The sequence below is a fragment of the Acuticoccus sp. genome (assembly GCF_965213555.1).
In the GTDB taxonomy this organism is placed as follows: domain Bacteria; phylum Pseudomonadota; class Alphaproteobacteria; order Rhizobiales; family Amorphaceae; genus Acuticoccus.
This window is the reverse complement of sequence record NZ_OZ243890.1, coordinates 2350002-2368275: the sequence shown is the minus strand read 5'-3', so window position 1 is coordinate 2368275 and position 18274 is coordinate 2350002. Positions and strand designations below refer to the sequence as shown.

The 18274-nt window shown below is 71.2% G+C and carries 20 protein-coding genes; 12 read left to right on the top strand and 8 right to left on the bottom strand.

Annotated elements, in window-relative coordinates; translation table 11 throughout:
* Positions 1-84 precede the first annotated feature (84 nt).
* The 8 genes from ACOOE8_RS11220 (at position 85) to ACOOE8_RS11185 (ending at position 6332) form a co-directional block, all read left to right on the top strand.
* A complete protein-coding gene (locus ACOOE8_RS11220) occupies positions 85-1041 on the top strand; it encodes a hypothetical protein (RefSeq protein ID WP_420391562.1) in 957 nt (318 codons plus the stop codon).
* An 18-nt stretch (positions 1042-1059) separates the two neighbouring features.
* The gene (locus ACOOE8_RS11215) at positions 1060-1362 is read left to right on the top strand and encodes an ATP-dependent Clp protease adaptor ClpS (RefSeq protein WP_420391561.1); all 303 of its coding nucleotides are present in this window, start codon (positions 1060-1062) and stop codon (positions 1360-1362) included.
* Between the two features lie 100 nt (positions 1363-1462).
* Positions 1463-2374, top strand: a complete 912-nt coding sequence (gene argB, locus ACOOE8_RS11210) for an acetylglutamate kinase (protein WP_420391560.1) — start codon at positions 1463-1465, stop codon at positions 2372-2374.
* Between the two features lie 154 nt (positions 2375-2528).
* Complete coding sequence (locus tag ACOOE8_RS11205; RefSeq protein WP_420391559.1) at positions 2529-3269, top strand: pyrimidine 5'-nucleotidase; 741 nt, start codon at positions 2529-2531, stop codon at positions 3267-3269.
* Positions 3270-3376: 107 nt separating this feature from the next.
* Positions 3377-4231 carry a 2,3,4,5-tetrahydropyridine-2,6-dicarboxylate N-succinyltransferase gene (dapD, locus tag ACOOE8_RS11200; RefSeq protein WP_420391558.1) on the top strand — a complete coding sequence of 285 codons (855 nt, stop codon included), beginning with the start codon at positions 3377-3379 and terminating at the stop codon, positions 4229-4231.
* 3 nt (positions 4232-4234) lie between these two features.
* A complete protein-coding gene (locus tag ACOOE8_RS11195) occupies positions 4235-4627 on the top strand; it encodes a DUF805 domain-containing protein (protein WP_420391557.1) in 393 nt (130 codons plus the stop codon).
* A 1-nt stretch (position 4628) separates the two neighbouring features.
* On the top strand, positions 4629-5783 hold the full coding sequence (gene dapE / locus ACOOE8_RS11190) for a succinyl-diaminopimelate desuccinylase (protein WP_420391556.1): 1155 nt from the start codon (positions 4629-4631) through the stop codon (positions 5781-5783).
* Between the two features lie 3 nt (positions 5784-5786).
* The gene (locus ACOOE8_RS11185) at positions 5787-6332 is read left to right on the top strand and encodes a hypothetical protein (RefSeq protein ID WP_420391555.1); all 546 of its coding nucleotides are present in this window, start codon (positions 5787-5789) and stop codon (positions 6330-6332) included.
* A gap of 7 nt (positions 6333-6339) precedes the next feature.
* Here the strand turns inward: ACOOE8_RS11185 and ACOOE8_RS11180 are convergent, their stop codons facing one another.
* The 4 genes from ACOOE8_RS11180 to petA form a co-directional block, all read right to left on the bottom strand.
* On the bottom strand, positions 6340-8337 hold the full coding sequence (locus tag ACOOE8_RS11180; RefSeq protein WP_420391554.1) for a thymidine phosphorylase: 1998 nt from the start codon (positions 8335-8337) through the stop codon (positions 6340-6342).
* Positions 8338-8649: 312 nt separating this feature from the next.
* A complete protein-coding gene (locus ACOOE8_RS11175; RefSeq protein WP_420391553.1) occupies positions 8650-9507 on the bottom strand; it encodes a cytochrome c1 in 858 nt (285 codons plus the stop codon).
* Positions 9508-9510: 3 nt separating this feature from the next.
* Positions 9511-10905, bottom strand: a complete 1395-nt coding sequence (locus ACOOE8_RS11170) for a cytochrome b (protein ID WP_420391552.1) — start codon at positions 10903-10905, stop codon at positions 9511-9513.
* 18 nt (positions 10906-10923) lie between these two features.
* Entirely contained in the window at positions 10924-11517 is a 594-nt protein-coding gene (gene petA / locus ACOOE8_RS11165) for a ubiquinol-cytochrome c reductase iron-sulfur subunit (protein WP_420391551.1), read from the bottom strand.
* Positions 11518-11722: 205 nt separating this feature from the next.
* On the opposite strand from petA, the gene ACOOE8_RS11160 reads away from it, so the two are divergent.
* Genes ACOOE8_RS11160 through fdhD form a run of 3 tightly spaced genes read left to right on the top strand, consistent with a single transcriptional unit; the run spans position 11723 to position 13916 of the window.
* Complete coding sequence (locus ACOOE8_RS11160; protein WP_420391550.1) at positions 11723-12184, top strand: tRNA (cytidine(34)-2'-O)-methyltransferase; 462 nt, start codon at positions 11723-11725, stop codon at positions 12182-12184.
* Positions 12181-13128, top strand: a complete 948-nt coding sequence (gene hemF, locus ACOOE8_RS11155) for an oxygen-dependent coproporphyrinogen oxidase (protein ID WP_420391549.1) — start codon at positions 12181-12183, stop codon at positions 13126-13128. Before ACOOE8_RS11160 ends, hemF begins: the two co-directional genes overlap by 4 nt.
* Positions 13125-13916: a formate dehydrogenase accessory sulfurtransferase FdhD gene (fdhD, locus tag ACOOE8_RS11150; protein ID WP_420391548.1), complete on the top strand. Its 792-nt coding sequence runs from the start codon at positions 13125-13127 to the stop codon at positions 13914-13916. Before hemF ends, fdhD begins: the two co-directional genes overlap by 4 nt.
* Here fdhD and ACOOE8_RS11145 read toward each other — a convergent pair.
* Positions 13909-14379, bottom strand: coding sequence for a MarR family winged helix-turn-helix transcriptional regulator (locus tag ACOOE8_RS11145; protein WP_420391547.1), 471 nt, complete (start codon positions 14377-14379; stop codon positions 13909-13911). The genes fdhD and ACOOE8_RS11145 overlap by 8 nt on opposite strands.
* Positions 14380-14559: 180 nt before the next feature.
* Between ACOOE8_RS11145 and ACOOE8_RS11140 the strand changes: the two genes are divergently transcribed.
* Positions 14560-15672: an S-(hydroxymethyl)glutathione dehydrogenase/class III alcohol dehydrogenase gene (locus ACOOE8_RS11140; RefSeq protein WP_420394688.1), complete on the top strand. Its 1113-nt coding sequence runs from the start codon at positions 14560-14562 to the stop codon at positions 15670-15672.
* Here ACOOE8_RS11140 and larB read toward each other — a convergent pair.
* The 3 genes from larB to ACOOE8_RS11125 are packed head-to-tail and all read right to left on the bottom strand — an operon-like array spanning position 15666 to position 18273.
* Positions 15666-16310, bottom strand: coding sequence for a nickel pincer cofactor biosynthesis protein LarB (larB, locus tag ACOOE8_RS11135; RefSeq protein WP_420394687.1), 645 nt, complete (start codon positions 16308-16310; stop codon positions 15666-15668). The genes ACOOE8_RS11140 and larB overlap by 7 nt on opposite strands.
* A gap of 29 nt (positions 16311-16339) precedes the next feature.
* Complete coding sequence (locus tag ACOOE8_RS11130) at positions 16340-17128, bottom strand: adenine nucleotide alpha hydrolase (protein WP_420391546.1); 789 nt, start codon at positions 17126-17128, stop codon at positions 16340-16342.
* Positions 17125-18273 carry a LarC family nickel insertion protein gene (locus ACOOE8_RS11125; protein ID WP_420391545.1) on the bottom strand — a complete coding sequence of 383 codons (1149 nt, stop codon included), beginning with the start codon at positions 18271-18273 and terminating at the stop codon, positions 17125-17127. Before ACOOE8_RS11125 ends, ACOOE8_RS11130 begins: the two co-directional genes overlap by 4 nt.
* Between the last annotated feature and the right edge of the window lies 1 nt (position 18274).

The window sequence follows — 18274 nt, the reverse complement described above, 5'->3', positions numbered from 1 at the left end:
CTCCTACGAGGATCCGGCGGACGTCAAGAAGAAGGGCCGGCGCAAGCGCAAGACCGGCCGTCCCGGGGCGTGACGGGTCCCGCGATGACCGCGCCACGGCAGCTCTGGGGCGTCTCGCTGCTCAAGAACGAGGACCGCGTCGCGGCCTGGGCGCTCGGCAACGTCGCGCCGCTGCTCGACCGCCTCCTCGTGCTCGACAACCGCTCCACCGACCGCACCGGCGAGGTCCTGCGCCGCCTCGCCGCCAAGCACTCCCACGTCGAGGTGATCGAGGTCGGCGACGCCTACGACACCCACCGCTACGTGGAGGATTGGGCCGGGCGCAACGTCTGGGTCCTCGCGGTGGACGGGGACGAGGTCTACGACCGCGAGGGGCTCGCGCGGCTGCGCCCGCGCCTCCTCGACGGCGAGTTCGACGCGCACTGGCGCGTGACCGGCCACACGCTGCACCTCACCGGCGGCGACCTCGGCACGGTCGGCATCGGTCACGCGACGCCGCCCGCCAAGTCCGCCGCGCGCCTCTACAACTTCGACGCCATCTCCTCGTGGCCGTCGGGCCGCAGCGAGGGGCGCCACCAGCGCTTGCACGGCAAGACGATGACCTTTCGCGAGGGGTACGGCATCGACGACATCCTGCGGCTCGCGAGCGAGGAGCCATGGGAGGCGTCCGACCTCCGAACCCTGCACCTGTGCTTCATGCCGCGCAGTTCGCAGAGGGGCTTCGACCAGCCGGGCCGAGCGAACGCCGGCGAGACGCACCGCGCGGCGCGCCCGTTGCAGAGGCTCGAGCAGCTCGCCCGGCGCGCGGTCGGCCTCGCGCCGCCCGCTCCGACCTACAAGGCGAGCCGCTACGCCGTCGGCGACATCGTCACCCGACCGCTCCAGGGGTTCGGCTTGCCAAGCGACCACCTCGACATCGACCCGGAGGCCCGCACGGCGGAGGCGGTCCTGCGGGCAGCGCTCGCCCCACGGCCTCATCTTGCAGAAGTTGCGGAACCGCTGCCCGGCACACCCGCGTTGCTTGTCGAGCCAGGACGGTAGGGAGCGAGGGAGCGTTCCATGACGACCGACGTCAAGAAGCGCACGAAGACGACCGTCAAGACCGAGCGGCCGAAGCTGCACAAGGTCATCCTGCTCAACGACGACTACACGCCCCGCGAGTTCGTGGTGCGGGTCTTGAAGGCCGTGTTCCGCATCGGAGCGGACGGCGCCTACAAGATCATGATCACCGCCCATACCAAGGGCTCGTGCGTCGTCTCCGTCTACCCGGCGCAGGTGGCAGAGACGAAGGCGAACGAGGCCAACAACCTGTCGCTCGACGCCGGTCACCCGCTGCAGTTCACCACCGAGCCGGAGGAGTAGCCCGGTCCCGCCCATGCGTGAGCTTTAGTAGGGCGACGGGCGGCCGGCTTGCGCGTCCCGGGGCCGCGCGATAGCACCCGCGCGTACCCGACGGATGACCATGACCGACGCCGCGACCCCCGCCCCGCCCATCGCCGACGCGCCACAGCGCGCTGAGATCATCGCGACCGCGCTGCCGTACATGCTGCGCTACGACGACAAGACCATCGTCGTGAAGTACGGCGGTCACGCCATGGGCGACGCGGAGCTCGCGCGGGACTTCGCCGAGGACATCACGCTGCTCACCCTGTCGGGGATCAACGCCGTCGTCGTCCACGGCGGCGGTCCCCAGATCGGCCAGATGCTGGATCGCCTCGGCATCCGCTCCGAGTTCCGCGACGGCCTGCGCGTCACCGACAGGGCGACCGTCGAGGTCGTCGAGATGGTTCTGGCGGGCTCGATCAACAAGGACATCGTGTCCACGATCAACGCCGCGGGCGGCCGTGCCGTCGGGCTGTGCGGCAAGGACGGACGGATGGTGCTCGCCGAGCCCCTCAAGCGCACCACCCGCGACCCGGACTCCAACATCGAGAAGGTCGTCGACCTCGGCTTCGTCGGCGAGCCGGTCGAGGTCCGCCGGGACGTCCTCGACCTCCTCGCCCGCCAGGAGATCATCCCGGTCATCGCGCCGGTTGCCCAAGGCGTCGACGGTGAGACCTACAACATCAACGCGGACACCTTCGCCGGCGCCATCGCGGGGGCGCTCGGCGCGACGCGACTGTTGTTCCTGACCGACGTCGATGGCGTCCTCGGCAGCGATGGGGCGCTGATCCGCGAGCTCTCCGTCGCCGAGGCACGACGCCTGATCGCCTCCGGCGTCGTCTCCGGTGGCATGGTCCCCAAGGTGGAGACCTGCATCGCCGCCCTGGAACGCGGGGTCGACGGCGTGGTGATCCTCAACGGCAAGACGCCCCATGCGGTCCTCTTGGAGCTCTTCACCGACGGCGGCGCCGGCACGCTCATCACCCGCTGACCGGGCGCGGTCGCCAACCAGCACGTGGCCGCTCGGGCAGGGCTTTGCGAGCTCGGTCCGCCGGTCTAACGTCCGCTCAGCCATCCCCGACGGAGGTCGTCCTGTTCAGCCCTGCCCGCGCCCGCCTCGTCCGTCGCCCTTCGCGACGAGCCGATTGACCCCCGCGACCCCCCTCCCGTCCGAGGCACCCCAGGCGAACCCGCGCGACCTTACCGCCTTCGCGGACGTCGACACGTGGATCTTCGACCTCGACAACACGCTCTACCCAGCGCACGCCGACCTCTTCGCCCAGGTCGACAAGCGCATGGGCGACTACGTGGCCAAGCTCCTCGACCTGGAGCGCGAGGCCGCGCACACCCTGCAGAAGGACTACTACCGGAGGTACGGCACCACGCTGCGCGGCCTGATGATGGAGCACGGCATCAACCCAGACGGGTTCCTGGAGTTCGTGCACGACATCGACCACTCCAAGGTCGAGGCCAACCCGAGGCTCGCCGACGCCATCCATGCGCTGCCGGGGCGACATTTCATCATGACGAACGGCACCGTCGCCCATGCCAAGGCGATCGCCGAGCGCCTCGGCATCCACGACCACTTCGAGGACATCTTCGACATCGTCGCCGCGGACCTCGTGCCCAAGCCGCACGCCGACACCTACGATCGCTTCTGGGACCTCCACAACATCGACCCCACCCGCGCGGCCATGTTCGAGGACCTGTCGCGCAACCTCGTCGTGCCAAGCGAGCGCGGGATGCGGACGGTGCTCGTCGTGCCGGAGGGGACCCGCGAGGTGTTCCGCGAAGCGTGGGAGCTCGAAGGCCGAAGCGCGCCGCACGTCCAGTACGTCACCGACGACCTCGCTGGCTTCCTGGAACGGATCCTCACCGAGCGTTGAACCTGCTCCCCCCGCCTCGGCTGAGAGGCGTGACCCGCGGGAGCGCTTGTCAGGGCGCGGTGAATGCCCGTATCGCCGGGTGAGCCAAACGTACTAAGTGGACCTCGATGCACCTCAGCCCGTCCGAACGCGACCGCCTGGCCGCCACCATCGACGCCGCGTTCGACGAGCGCGCAACCGTCACCGCGCGCACCACCGGACGGGTGCGCGACGCGGTGGACCGCGCTCTCGGCCTGCTCGACCGCGGCGTGGTGCGCGTGGCCGAGCCGACGGGGAGCGGCTGGCAGGTCAACGAGTGGCTGAAGAAGGCCGTGCTCCTGTCGTTCAGGCTCAACCCCATGGAGGCCATCGAGGGCGGGCCGGGCAACGCCCGCTGGTGGGACAAGGTGCCCTCCAAGTTCGACGGGTGGGGCGCGGTGGACTTCGAGCAGGCCGGCTTCCGTGCCGTGCCCGGCGCCATCGTGCGCCGCTCGGCCTTCGTCGCTCCGGGCGTCGTCCTCATGCCCTCCTTCGTCAACCTGGGAGCCTACGTGGACGAGGGGACGATGATCGACACCTGGGCGACCGTCGGATCCTGCGCGCAGGTCGGCAAGAACTGCCACATCTCCGGCGGGGCCGGGATCGGCGGCGTCCTCGAGCCGCTGCAGGCCGCGCCCGTCGTCGTCGAGGACGACTGCTTCGTCGGCGCGCGCTCCGAGGTGGCGGAGGGAGTGCGCGTGGGTCGCGGATCGGTCCTGTCCATGGGGGTCTTCCTCGGCGCGTCGACGCGCATCGTCGACCGCGAGACCGGCGAGACCTTCCGCGGCGAGGTCCCGCCCTACTCCGTCGTCGTTCCGGGCACCGTCGCCACGCGCAGCGGCGGCGGGGGGAACGACCTCGCGCTGTCGGCGGCGATCATCGTCAAGCGCGTCGACGAGCGCACCCGTTCAAAGACATCGATCAACGAGCTGTTGAGGGACTGAGGCTTGGCTCCGCCCCCTGCTCGTCGGCCGTCCGTCGCCTGGGCGCTGCTCGCGCTCGACGGGCGGATCAACCGTGAGGTCTTCTGGCTCGGCAACATCTTCTGCGCGGCGCTCGCGATCGCCGTGGCCCGCACGGAACTCCTCATCGTGGTCTCGCCGGAGACCGGCGCCGTCTCCACGGTCAACCCCCTTGCCCTCGGCGTCTTCGCCGTCCTCGTCTGGACCGAGGTCGCGCTGGTTGTGAAGCGCCTGCACGACCGCGGATTGACGGGATGGATCGCGCTGTTCCTCCCGATTCCCGTGCTGAGCATCATCGGCTTCATCGTCGTAGGGCTGATGCCAGGCCAACGAGGTGGCAACCCTTACGCGCCTGGACCCAACCAGCGCGGCCGTTGAGGTGATCGATCCGCTCGCCCTCGCCCGGGCGCTGATCCGCGTTCCCAGCGTGACGCCGGCCGGGCCCGAGGTGTTCGACGTGGTCGAGCGGGCGCTCAGGGACGCGGGGTTCGAGGTGACGCGCATGACCTTCGCCTCGGCGGGCACGGGCGTCGAGAACCTCTTCGCCACGCGAGGCATGGGACGCCACCTCGCCTTCGCCGGGCACCTCGACGTCGTCCCGCCCGGCGCGGCGGACGCCTGGTCGTCGCCCCCGTACGCCGCCACCGTCGACGGCGACGCCCTCGTCGGCCGCGGCGCGCAGGACATGAAGGGCGGTGTTGCAGCGATTATCGCCGCGACGGCGCGCTGGGCGTCGGACGGCGGTCCGGGACGAGTGTCCCTCCTCCTCACCGGCGACGAGGAGGGACCGGCGGTCGACGGCACCCGTCCGCTGGTCGAATGGGTCTGCGCACGCCATCCCATCGACGCGGCCGTCGTCGGCGAGCCGACCTCCCTCGAGCGGCTGGGCGACACGCTGAAGGTTGGTCGGCGAGGTTCACTGTCGGCTACGGTCACGATCTGCGGCCGGCAAGGCCACGTCGCCTATCAGGAGCGCGCCGACAGCCCGGTGCCCGCGCTGCTGTCGGTGGGGCAAGCCCTCCTCGCACCGCTCGACGAGGGGACCCCGGTCTTCTCGCCCTCCAACCTCGAGATCGTCGGGATCGAGGTTGCAAACCTGGCGTGGAACGTCATCCCGGCGACCGCATCGCTGCGGTTCAACGTCCGCTACAACGACCGGTGGTCGCCGGACACGCTGCGCGCCGAGCTGACCCAGCGCATCACACGCGCCGCCTCACGGCCCGTCGACGTCGCATGGGAGGACGGCGTCAGCGAAGCGTTCGTGACCCGCGACGAGGCCTTGATCGAGGCGGTGAGCGACGCCGTGGAGGAGGCCACCGGCGTGCGACCCGAGCAGAGCACCAGCGGCGGCACCTCGGACGCGCGCTTCCTCAAGGACTACTTCCCCGTCGTCGAGTTCGGCGCGGTCGGCGATACCATGCACCAGCCGAACGAGCGAACCTCCGTCGCCGAGTTGAGGACCCTCGCATCCGCCTACCGTGCCATCATCGACCGTGTGATCGGTGGCGAGCGCCTGCCTCCTAGGCGAGGGTGACGTGTGAGCGAGGTGCAGCGATCGCTTGCCGCCGCGTGGCTCCTGTTCCTCGGCCGCCGCGACGGGCTCGACCTCCTCGACCGCAGCGTCGCGGGCTACTGGCGCTCGTTCGGCGTCATCCTCCTCGTCCTGCCCATCGACGCGGTGTCGCTGGTCGCCCTGTCGCGGATCGGCGCCACCGAGCCGTTCGGCCAGGCGTTCGCCCAGCGTCTTCCGGTCCTCGCCCTGGATTGGGTCGCATTCCCGGTCGCACTCGCCGCCATCGCAGGACCGCTCGGGATCTCCCACCGCTACGTGACCTACGTCGTGGCGCGCAACTGGGCGGCGCCGCTCGGCTGGACGCTCCTCACGGTCCCGCTGGTCCTGCAGGGGGCAGGCTTCCTCGGGGAAACCGCTGCGACGCTCGCAGCCGTCGTCGCACTCGGGGTCGTCGTACGCTATCACTACGTCATCGTCCGCCTGGCGCTCGGCGTCGATGTGGCGATCGCCGGCGCGCTCGTCGTGGCGGACGTCCTGTTGTCGCTGCTCCTCCTCGCAGCGTTCGGCTGATCCGCGCTCACTCGATGTGGAACAGCCCCTCGGTGAGATCGTCAACGACGAGATCGAGGCCGAACGGCGTGGAGGCGAACACCGTCGCAAGCGGTGCCCCGCTGGCGACCGGATCGCCGAGGTCAGCCAGAAGGCGCACACCCGCACCCCTGTCGAGCGGGGCGCCCGCCATTCCAGAAAGGCCAGCCAGGGCGTCCCAGTCGATGGCGACGAGCCGGCCAGCGCTTGGCGCCACGAGCATCCGCTGGAAGGCGCCCACGCGGACTTCGGGGAGCGGGCCTTGTGCGGCGGCGATCCGGTGGAGCGCGGCAGCGGCCGAGCCTGAGCCGAGGAGCTCCTCCGCGCGAGCGCGACCGCTGCCGCTGGGGACGTCGGGGTCCCAGTCCAGGATCGTCCCCGCCAGGTTCAGCGCCGCCTCACGCACCAGCGGCGAGCCATCGCGCGAGCCTGCGAGCACTGCGCGGGCGTCCGCAAGCTCGAGCGCGGGTCCGATGCCGCGCCCCGACGGTCGCGAGCCGTCGCTGACGGCGCATGCCACCGTGAGGCCGACCGAGTGTCCGACGTCCTCGAAAAGCCGCGACAGGGCGCGAGCAGCAACGAGCGTCGCCACTTGGCTGGCCGGACCCACCGGGATGTCGACGGCGACGTGTGTGCACCCCACCGCGAGCGCCCTCGCGAGGACCGAGGAGACCTCGAGGGGTGCGGACCGGACGCCGGCCAGCCGGTCGAGGGCGTTCGTCACGGCGTCGAAGGGGTCGTGGGCGATGCCAGCGGAACGCGCCACGGCGCCTGCGCTCGAGTCGACGACGTGGACGAGCTCGGTCGCGGAGAGGTGAACGCGGGCGACGCACCCCATCGCGTCGACGGTCGCTGCGGCCGAGCTGATGACCCGCGGCGACGTCGTCGGGTTCGCGAGTCCGTGCGCGGCGACGATGGCCACGACGGTCATGGCGAGGGGGCCGCCCGGCTGGCCGCCCATCGACTGAACGTCGACCACCGTGCGGCCGCCCCAGTTAACGCGCTCGACGAGGTCCGCACGCGCTGCGGCAAAGGCTGCCGCCTCTGCGACGGACAGCGACTGGAACGCGACGACGCAGGCGGCGACCTCGGCCGCGCCGTAGCGCCCGTCGGCGAGGTCGCGCACGACGCGTCCGACCTCGGATGGGGTCAGCTCACCGCCGGCAGCCTTCGTGCGCAGGAGGTGACGGGTTGCAGAAGGCCGGACGCGGCGCAGCGTCACCTCACCGCCCTCGGCGACGCCGAGCGCGTCGAAGGCATCGGCGGACACCCGGACCTCGTGCGGCGCGACGAGGCCAGCGTCGTCGGTGACCGCGAGGCGCACCCGCACCGCTCTCACGCCGACGGCCTCGGTTGCGGTCCCGCGGCCGACCTGACGTGAGGCGAGCGCCAACGCGTCCCGATGGACGATGGCGAGCGGCTCCCCGAGCAGCTCCATCGCGGCATGGCGCAGCACCAGCGGCAGGCGGCCCGCACCGACTAGCGCCGCGACGAGCTGCTGCGCCCCGGACGCCACGTCCGTACCGTTGTCGATGACGGCAACGGTCGCTGCGTCAGTGAGCGGCACGTGCCGCGCGAGGCGCGCCGCAACGTGCGCGGCGTCCTCGCGGCCCCGCGCGCTCAGGCGCTCGCGGACCACCTCCGGCGGTGCGGTCACGTGCAGCGCGACGGTGCGGATGGCATGCTGCGCAAAGGCAGAGATCGTCGTGCGGGAGACGTTGAGCACGACGTTCACCCCCCGCCGCAGCGGGGCAAGCGCGTCCCACCTGACCGCGTAATGCAGCGAGTGCGCCGCCCAGGTGACGGCGAACTCACCCCGCTCAGCGGCGGCGAGGAACTGCGCCACGACCATCGCCTCGTGGTCCTCGCCCCTGGCCTCCCGGGGCCTCGTGACGACGCGGCGGGCGAAGGTGAACGGCGCGTCCGCGAGCGCGGCCCTAGCGGCGTCGATCAGCGTGTCCTTGCCGACGCCGCTAGGGCCGACCACGAGGAAGAGGACGCCCTCCGATGCAGGATCCGTGAGGTCGAAGGTTGACGGGGCCTGCGGCTCGCCATCCGACGACGCCGACCGGCCCCGTGCCGCGGGCGTTGGCCCCTGCCGTCCGTGTCCCGTGGCCTCGTTGGACCGCAACGTCGCCTCGCTCGGACGGCTCACCCTCTTCTGGCAGGACCGGTCCGAGGCAGCAAGCTCGGCCGGCCTCGCCGGCTGCGTCGCACGGTCGTCACCAGCTCGAGCTCCGTCGTGCGGGTGGACGACGTGCGACGGAAGGCTCCGGCCACCGTCAGCGCCGCGCCTCGCTCAGTGCCCGACGGTCCGCCACAGCTTCTGCTTCGTCAGGTAGATCATCACCGCGAAGACCGCCAGGAACACCATCACCCGGAAGCCGATCTCCTTGCGCTCCTCGAGCTTGGGCTCGGCCGCCCACATCATAAAGGCGGAGACGTCGGCGGCGTACTGATCCAGCGTCTCGGGCGAGCCGTCGGTGTAGGCGATCTGTCCGTCGCGCAGCGGCTGGGGCATCGCGATCCAATCGCCTGCCATGAACACCGGGTTGTAGTACTTGCCCGGCACGCGCTCCAGCTCCTCCGGCGGCTCTTGGTAGCTCTGCAGCAGCGCGTAGATGTAGTCCGGCCCGTTCTCCGCATAGGCCGCGAAGACGTCGGTGATGAAGTGCGGGAAGCCGCGGTGCACCGCGCGGGCCTTCGCGAGCAGCGAAAAGTCCGGCGGGTAGGCCCCGCCGTTCGCCGCCGCCGCCGCGATCTTGTTGGGGTAGGGTCCGGGGAAGCGGTCGGTGAGCGTCGCCGGGCGCTCGAAGGGCTGGCCGGTCTCGTTGGAGATATCAGTCACCTGGTACTCGGCGGCGATCGCCTCGGCGGCCTCCTCCGACAGGTTCGGACCCCCGTCGTCCGTCAGCGTGCGGAACGCCACGAGGCGCATGGAGTGGCAGGCGCCGCACGCCTCGCGGTAGACCTTGAGGCCCCGCTGGAGCTGGGCCTGGTCGTACTGGCCGAACACGCCGGCGAACGACCAGTCGCGCTGCTCGACCGGGTACTCCTCCGTGGCCGCCGCGACCGGCCCTGCCACGAGGGACAGACCCACCACCGCGGCTGCGGACGCCGAGGCGACGCTGGTCGCGACCTTATCGAACAGGGCCATCGGTCAGTCCTTCCTCGGCGCGGCGGGCGCGGCCGACGGACGCGTCGCGCCACCACCGCGACGGTCGTCGTCGACGACGAACCGGCGCGCTGCGCGGCGCAGCCCGCTCACGGTGTAGGCGGGCCTCGCCTCCGGCTCCGGGACGCCGAACCAGCCCTGAGCCTTGCCGTCCTCGCGCGCGAGCACGTCCTCGGCGATGGAGTTCGGCAGCGGCCGAGGCCTCTCGATGAGGCCGAGAAGCGGCATGAGCACCAGGAAGAACGCGAAGTAGTACAGCGTGAAGATACGCGCGAGGGTCACGTAGATCCCCTCCGCCGGCTGCGCGCCGAGCCAGCCGAGCACCAGGCAGGTCACGACGAAGGCCCAGAACGCGATCTTGTACAGCGGCCGGTAGCGCGCCGAGCGAACCCTTGACGTGTCGAGCCAAGGCACGGCGAACAGGATGAGCAGCGAGCCGAACATCAGCACCACGCCGCCGAGCTTGTCCGGCACCGCCCGGAGGATCGCGTAGAACGGGAGAAGGTACCACTCGGGGACGATGTGCGCCGGGGTGACCAGCGGATCGAACTCGATGTAGTTATCCGGATGCCCAAGGTAGTTCGGCAAGTAGAACACGAACCACGCAAACAGCAGCATGAACACCACGACCGCCACGGCATCCTTCATGGTGACGAACGGATGGAAGGAGACCGTGTCCTTCGACGACTTTACCGAGACGCCGGTGGGGTTGTTGTTCCCAGATACATGAAGCGCCCAAATATGCAGGATGACGACGCCGGCGGTCATGAAGGGCATGAGGTAGTGCAGGGCATAGAACCGGTTCAGCGTCGCGTTGTCGACCGCGAAGCCGCCCCACAACCACTCGACGACGGCGGGGCCGACGAGCGGGATCGCCGAGAACAGGTTCGTGATGACCGTTGCGCCCCAGCCCGACATCTGCCCCCACGGCAGCACGTAACCCATGAACGCCGTCGCCATCATCAGGATGAGGATGATGACGCCGAGCATCCACAGGACCTCGCGCGGCGCCTTGTACGAGCCGTAATAGAGGTTGCGCGCGATGTGCAGGTAGACCGCGAGGAAGAACATCGACGCACCGACGGCGTGGATGTAGCGGATGAGCCAGCCGTAGTTCACGTTGCGCATGATGTGCTCGACGCGCTCGAACGCGAGCTCGGTGTTCGCTGCGTAGTGCATGGCAAGGACGATGCCCGAGACGATCATCACGGCGAGCACCACCGTGAGGATCGCCCCGAAGGTCCACATGTAGTTGAGGTTCTTCGGCGTCGGGAACTCGATCGCCTGCTCGTTCATCAGCGACACGATGGGAAGCCGCGAGTCGAGCCAGGCGAGCGTCTTGTTCTTGGGCTGGAAGCGAGGGGTGCCGCGTCCGGACATGGTGCTTTCCTAGACGTGTCAGCCGACGACGAGGGTCGCTTCGTCGGCGAAGGTGTATGGCGGGATCGGGAGGTTCTCAGGCGCCGGACCGATGCGCACCCTGCCGGAGGTGTCGTAGTGCGACCCGTGGCAGGGGCAGAACCAGCCGCCGTAGTCCCCCTGCTGACCTAACGGGATGCAGCCGAGGTGCGTGCAAACGCCGATCATGACGAGCATGTCCTCACGCCCCTGCACGGCGCGGTTGGCATCGGTCGCCTCGGTGGCGTCGACGTTCGGGTTGCGCGCCTCCTGGTCGAGCAGCTCGGAGAGGTCGACGTCGCGGGCGGCGACGACCTCCTGCTCGGTGCGTCGGCGCACGAACACCGGCTTGCCCCGCCACATCACCGTCATCGACTCGCCGGCGTTGAGGTCCGACACGTCGACCTCGATGGAGGCAAGCGCCAGTGATGCTGCGTCGGGGTTCATCTGATCGATGAACGGCCAGGCGACCGAGCCGACACCGACCGCTGCGACCGCACCGGTGGCGATGTAGAGGAAGTCCCGACGGGTCTCACCGTGCTCGCCGGGCCCGTCGCCGCCGCCATGCCCCGCGTCATGTTCGCTGGTCGCCAACGCTGTTCCCCTCGTCTATCGACGCCTTCTCACTTCCGCCACATGCCTTCGATCGCAGCCGATGTCCAGGCATGGGGCGGGCTGACACGGTGTCGCAAATCGTTCTAAACGATTTGATCGTACAGGAATGCCTGGACGCGATCGACCCTTCGGGCCCTGTCGCGCAAGCCTCGGCCCGGCCCCGCCCGCGCCCCCTGGATCGTCGATGGACATCGCGCTCTATCAGCCCGAGATCCCGCAGAACACGGCGGCCATCCTGCGCACCGCCGGCTGTCTCGGCGCGGGCGTCCACCTCGTCGGCGCGCCGGCGTTCGACCTTTCGACGCGGGCAGCGCGCCGCGCCGGCCTCGACTACGTCGCGACGGTGCCGATCCAACGGCACGCGACGTTCGCGGACCTGCGCGCGGCGGTGGCTGGCCGGATCGTGCTGTTCACCACCCACGCCGACCTCGTGCTGACGGACGCGTCCTTCGGCTTCGACGACACGCTGCTGTTCGGACGGGAGGGCAGCGGCGTGCCGACCGCGATCCACGACTCCGCGGACGAACGCGTGCGCATCCCGCTCGTCGCCGGAGCGCGCTCGCTCAACCTTGCGGTCGCCGTGGGGATCGGTCTGATGGGCGCGCTCAACGCCTCGGGCGCTCTGGCACGGAAGGGACTGCGATGACCGACGCCACCACGGCAGCCGACTCGGCGAAGGGTGGACCCAAGCCGGACGCAGCGACGCTGGCGCGGTGGCAGGCGGCGGCCCGCCAGTGGTTCGAGGCCCTGCAGGGCGACATCCACGCGTGCTTCGAGGCGCTGGAGGAGGAGGCGCCGGTCGCCTCGCCGGGGCCGGGGGTCGCCGATGGGCCGCCGGGGCGCTTCGTGCGCGAGCCGTGGTCGCGCACCGAGCCGGACGGCAGCGACGGCGGCGGTGGCGTCATGGGCATGCTGCACGGCCGCCTCTTCGAGAAGGCGGGCGTCCACACCTCCACGGTCCACGGCACGTTCTCCGAGGCGTTCCGTGCGCAGATCCCTGGCGCCGCGGACGATCCGCGGTTCTGGGCCTCCGGCATCTCGCTGATCGCCCACCCGCTAAGCCCGCACGTCCCCACGGTCCACCTCAACACGCGCTATGTCGTGACGACCAGGCAATGGTTCGGCGGCGGCGCCGACCTCACGCCGATGCTGGATCGCCGGAGGACGCAGGACCACCCCGACACGTCCGCGTTCCACGAGGCGTTCCGGGAAGCGTACGCGCGCCACGCGGTCGGCGACTACGAGCGCGACAGGGCGTGGTGCGACACGTACTTCGCGCTGCCCCACCGCGGCGAGATGCGCGGCATCGGTGGTGTGTTCACCGACTACCTGGCGAGCGGCGACTGGGAGGCGGACTTCGCCCTCATCAAGGACATCGGCCGCACGTTCGTCGACGTCTACGCCGCGATCGTGCGGCGGACCATGGCGGACCCCTGGACCGGGGAGGATCGCCTCGAGCAGGAGGTGCGCCGCGGGCGCTACGTCGAGTTCAACTTGCTCTACGACCGAGGCACCCTGTTCGGCCTCAGAACCGGCGGCAACGTGCGCTCCATCCTGTCCTCGATGCCGCCGACGGTGCGCTGGCCGTGACGCCTCCGGGCGCCGGATCGCGTGCCCAGGACTTCGTGCGGCGGCACGCGGACGGGCGCGGCGACATTCCCGAGCGCCGCGCCGTGCCGGTCGAGGCGCCGGTGGCGTTCGAGTTCGACGGCCTCGCCTACGCGGTGATGATGGCGACGCCCGCCGACCTCGCCGACTTCGCCGTTGGATTCGCCATCGCCGAGCGGCTCACGCCGCGGCACGCCCCCATCCGCGAGGTGGACGCAGCCCAGACGCCGCTCGGCTACATCGTGCGCGCGCGCCTCTCCCCGGACGAGGCACCGGCCAGCGTCCTGGAGCGGTCGCGGCGCAGGGTCGCCGAGTCGGGCTGCGGCCTGTGCGGCGTGGAGAGCCTGGAGCGGCTGGCGCGTGTGCTCCCCACCGTCTCGCGCCCCCTCGCGCCCTCGCCCGAGGCCGTCGGTGCGGCGCTCGAGGCGTTGGCGACGCATCAGAGCCTCGGCCGGTCGACCGGCGGGACGCACGCGGCGGCGATCGCCGACGTCACCGGGCGGCTGCTCATCGTCCGTGAGGACGTCGGCCGGCACAACGCCCTCGACAAGGCGATCGGCGCACGGGCGCGAGTTGCGCTCGATGGCGACCACCTCGCGATCGTGACCTCGCGGTGCAGCTACGAGCTGGTGGAGAAGGCCGCGACCGCCGGGCTTGGCGCGCTCGTCGCCCCGTCGGCGCCGACCACCCTCGCCATCGACCGCGCGCGCTCCGTGGGGCTGCCGCTCTATGTGCTGGCGCGGGGCGGCTCGGTCCTCTGCCTCAGCTGACTGCGTCCGTCGCCAGCTCTTGCGTCTGCGACGACGCCGCTATCCGGTCGGCCAGCGCAGTGAGTTCGTCGCGCAACGCGTCGAGGTGTGCCGCGCTGAGTCCGGTGCGGCAGGCGACCGTCTCCTGCGCCATCGCCGCCATCCCCTCGAGCTCGAGGCCCGCCGCGGTGGGCTCGACGAAGATCATACGTCGATCGTCCTGGTCCTTGCGCCGCCTGACGAAGCCTGCGCGCTGGAGTTGATCGACCAGCGGCACGATGGCGCTTGGGCCGAGCTTCAGCCGAGCGGCGATGCGGCCGACGGGCCGCGCCCCGTCCTGCCACAGCACCAGCATCACCAGGTACTGCGGGTAGGTGAGGCCGAGATGGGCCAGCAGGGGGCGGTAGGCGCGGGTGACCGCGTTCGTGGCCGCGTACAGGGCGAAGCAGAGCTGATCGTCGAGACGTAGCGAAAGGTCGCGCAATGTCCGGCCCCTAACAACGTTGCCGGCACGCAACATTCCATTGCGAGCCGTGTTGGTCAATGCAAGGACGACATGCTGTGCTGAGACTTGCGCACAGGGCCGGTACCGTTGCGCTACCGCCGTCGAGGCGGAAGCACCGCCCGCGTAGCACAACCCAGGGCACGAGGAGGAGCCATGCCGATCAAGTCCCGCGCCGCGGTCGCCTTCGAGGCGGACCGACCCCTCGAGGTTGCGACGGTGGACGTCGAGGGCCCGCGCGAGGGCGAAGTCCTCGTCGAGGTGAACGCCACGGGCATCTGCCACACCGACGAGTTCACCCGCTCCGGTGCGGATCCGGAGGGCCTCTTCCCGGCGATCCTCGGCCATGAGGGCGCCGGCGTCGTGGTCGAGGTCGGCCCGGGCGTCACGACGCTCGCGGCGGGGGACCACGTCATCCCGCTCTACACGCCCGAGTGCCGCGAGTGCGAGTACTGCCTCAACCCCAAGACCAACCTTTGCCAGAAGATCCGCGGCACGCAGGGCCGCGGCGTGATGCCGGACGGCACGTCCCGCTTCAGCCTCGAGGGTCGCGCGCTCATGCACTACATGGGCTGCTCGACCTTCTCCAACTACACGGTGCTGCCGGAGATCGCGCTCGCCAAGATCCGGCCCGACGCGCCGTTCGACAAGGTCTGCTACATCGGCTGTGGGGTGACGACGGGCATCGGCGCGGTGGTCAACACGGCGAAGGTGGAGCCCGGATCGACCGTTGCCGTGTTCGGCCTCGGCGGCATCGGGCTCAACGTCATCCAAGGCGCGCGCATGGTGGGCGCGGACCGCATCATCGGCGTCGACCTCAACGAGGACAAGGTGCCGCTCGCCCGGAAGTTCGGCATGACCGACTTCGTCAACCCGGACGCCGTCGGCCGAGACAAGGTGGTGGAGGCCATCGTCGACATGACGAACGGCGGGGTCGACTACTCCTTCGAGGCGATCGGCAACGTCGCGACCATGCGCCAGGCGCTGGAGTGCGCCCACAAGGGGTGGGGCGAATCCATCATCATCGGGGTCGCGCCGGCGGGGGCGGAGATCGCGACGCGCCCCTTCCAGCTCGTCACCGGCCGCGTCTGGCGCGGCACCGCGTTCGGCGGTGCGCGGGGCCGCACCGACGTTCCGCGCATCGTCGACTGGTACATGGACGGCAAGATCAACATCGACGACCTCATCACCCACACGCTGCCGCTCGAGGAGATCAACCGCGGCTTCGACCTCATGCACAGCGGCGAATCGATCCGCTCGGTCGTCCTCTACTGAGGCGGGTGCGCCAGGGCGAGGATGCGCAGCGCGGCCTGCGCCGCGCCGAAGCCGTTGTCGATGTTGACCGCGACGAGCCCGGGGGCGCAGCTTCCGAGCGCGGCGCCGAGCGCCAACCGTCCGCCCGCCGAAACGCCGGTGCCGCAGGACACCGGCAGCGCGACGACGGGCGCAGCGACGAGGCCGGCGAGCACCGAGAACAGCGCGCCCTCCATGCCGGCGACGGCGATCACCACGTCGGCGCGACGGATCTCTTCGAGCCGCGCCATGAGCCGCCACAGCCCTGCGACGCCGACGTCCGCCACGAGCGTCGCCGTCGCGCCGTGGAAGGCCAGCGTGCGGGTGGCCTCGGTCGCCGCCGGCATGTCGGCGAGGCCGCCGGTGACCACCGCGACCGAGCCGGGGCGCGCGGCCGCCGGATCGCCGAGGATCGCCGTCGCGGAGATGGCGTCGTAGTCGAGCGCCTCGCGAACATGGGGCGAGAGCGCTGCGCGGCGCTCGGGCACGAGCCGCGTCAGGAGAAGGCGCCGCCCCTCGTTGAGGGCTGCAAGAGCGATGGCATCGACCTGCGCAGGCGTCTTGCCGGCGCAGTACACCGCCTCCGCGAGGCCAGTGCGCGCCTCACGGTCCCAGTCCATCACCGCGGCGGCCGCGCCGGCGCCCTCGCTCACCCCGCCGGCCGCTTGAACGCCGAGCCCATGCGGTAGCGCTCGACTCCGAGGAACGGCCGCCTCGCGGCATGGCAGGCGTCCGCGGCGAGCGCCTCCAGCGCCGGCCAGCGTGCCTCAGCGCAGTCGGTCTCCACCGCGGCGCCTGCCGCCCGCAGGCGCACCCGCACGGCCGCGCTCCCTCCTGCGAGCTCGCGCAATCGCGTCTCAAGGGCGTCGATGAACGCCATGTCCGCGGGCTCGATGGCGATGCCGGTCTCGACGCGGCTCGCAAGGCACGGCTGCGCCGGCAGCGCGGCAAACTCGAGCCCGTTCGCGGCCGCGAGGGCGCGCACGCCGGCCTTGTCGATGCTGGCTTCCACGAACGGATGGCGCACGCCGCGCTCCGCCGCCGCCGCGAGCCCGGGGCGCACGTCGCCGAGGTCGTCGGTGTTGGTGCCCGAGGCGACGGGGCCACCGCCGGATGCGGCGAGCACTGCGTCGACCGCGCCGTAGAGCCTCGACTTGCAGAAGTAGCAGCGATTGTGCGGGTTCGCCCGATAATTCGCGTCGGCGAACTCACCGGCGTCCACCACGTCGAGCCGCCAGCCCTCGGCCGCGGCGTGGTCCTCGACGCGCCGGCGCGCCTCCGACGGCACCGCCGGCGAGGTCGCGTGGACCATCCTCACGGTTCCCGGCCGCCGGCGATGGGCGAGCGTCGCGAGCGTCATGGAGTCGACGCCGCCCGACACCGCGATGGTCCACGCAGCGTCGCTGAGCGCCGCCGCGAGGCGCTGCTCGGCGCTCACTGCTCAGCCTGCCGCGCAGCCTCGCGACGGGCCGCGAGCGTCGCAAGGTCGCCGACGTCGTCCTGCTCGACCTTCGCGGTGACGATGCCTCCGGGGCGCAGGGCGTGCTTGACCCTCAGCCCGCCGGACACCGCCTGATGGCGTGTGAGGGTATCGCGGCGCACCTCGCATCGGCGCAGGCCGAGAGTCGAGGTCTGTGCGAACGCGGCGTCGGCGATGCGGTCCGCCGCAGAGGGGTCGGCTTGGACCTCGAAGCGGTGCACCGGGCGGCCCTTCTTGCCGAGCGCGGGCACGAGGGTGACGTCCCGCACGCCCTCCGTGCCGCGGAGCCTGTCGGCGGCGGCGGCGATCTCCTCGCCGGTCATGTCGTCCACCTCGAACGCGATGAGGGCGATGCGCTCCGCCGACGCCGCTTCGCGCTCGAGCAACAGGGCACGCAAGACGTTGGGCGCCCCGTCCAGCGTGCGTCGGCCGAGCCCATGGCCGACCGCGGCGAGCCGTCCGGACGGTCGCGTCCCGTTGCCGGCGCCGCCGGTGAGGTGCGCGACGATGGCTGCGCCGGTCGGCGTCACGCGCTCGCCGGCGATGCCGTCGTCGTGCCAGTCGTAGCCCGTCAGGATCGCCGCCGTGGCCGGCGCCGGCACCGGCAGGAGCCCGTGCGCCGCGCGCACGAGTCCGGCTCCCAACGGCAGCGGCGAGACGCTCCAGGTGGCGCCGAGCGCGGCGGCGATGGAGCCCGCGGCGACGACGTCGAGCACCGTGTCCCAGTCGGCCATCTCGTGGAAGTGGACGTCCTCCTGGGCGACGCCATGGATCGTCGCCTCGGCGGCGGCGAGGCGAGCGAGGATGGCGAGCGCCGCCTCCGCCGTGCCGGGAGACAGCGTCACCCCCTCGATGTGACTCACGAAGTCCGCGTGCTGGACCGGCTTGCGCGCGGCGGACCGCCGCACCAGCGCCAGCCGACGCCCGGTGATGCCGGACGCGGTCCCATCGGTCAGCTCCGCCTCCCCCGCCCCGTCGGGCAGCGCGGCCGCGCAGTCCGCGAGAACACGGGGTGCAAGGTCCGGGCGGGCGGCGAGCATCGCGGCGGCGAACATGTCGCCCGCGACGCCGCCGACGGCGTCGAGGTGGACGTGCAGCGCCACG

What these genes read in the sequence shown, in the direction of transcription:
- ACOOE8_RS11220 (WP_420391562.1), top strand. Translation starts at nt 85, where the DNA reads ATGACCGCGCCACGGCAGCTCTGGGGCGTCTCGCTGCTCAAGAACGAG.
- ACOOE8_RS11215 (WP_420391561.1), top strand. Translation starts at nt 1,060, where the DNA reads ATGACGACCGACGTCAAGAAGCGCACGAAGACGACCGTCAAGACCGAG.
- argB (WP_420391560.1), top strand. Translation starts at nt 1,463, where the DNA reads ATGACCGACGCCGCGACCCCCGCCCCGCCCATCGCCGACGCGCCACAG.
- dapD (WP_420391558.1), top strand. Translation starts at nt 3,377, where the DNA reads ATGCACCTCAGCCCGTCCGAACGCGACCGCCTGGCCGCCACCATCGAC.
- ACOOE8_RS11175 (WP_420391553.1), bottom strand. Translation starts at nt 9,507, where the DNA reads ATGGCCCTGTTCGATAAGGTCGCGACCAGCGTCGCCTCGGCGTCCGCA.
- ACOOE8_RS11170 (WP_420391552.1), bottom strand. Translation starts at nt 10,905, where the DNA reads ATGTCCGGACGCGGCACCCCTCGCTTCCAGCCCAAGAACAAGACGCTC.
- ACOOE8_RS11160 (WP_420391550.1), top strand. Translation starts at nt 11,723, where the DNA reads ATGGACATCGCGCTCTATCAGCCCGAGATCCCGCAGAACACGGCGGCC.
- hemF (WP_420391549.1), top strand. Translation starts at nt 12,181, where the DNA reads ATGACCGACGCCACCACGGCAGCCGACTCGGCGAAGGGTGGACCCAAG.
- larB (WP_420394687.1), bottom strand. Translation starts at nt 16,310, where the DNA reads ATGGACTGGGACCGTGAGGCGCGCACTGGCCTCGCGGAGGCGGTGTAC.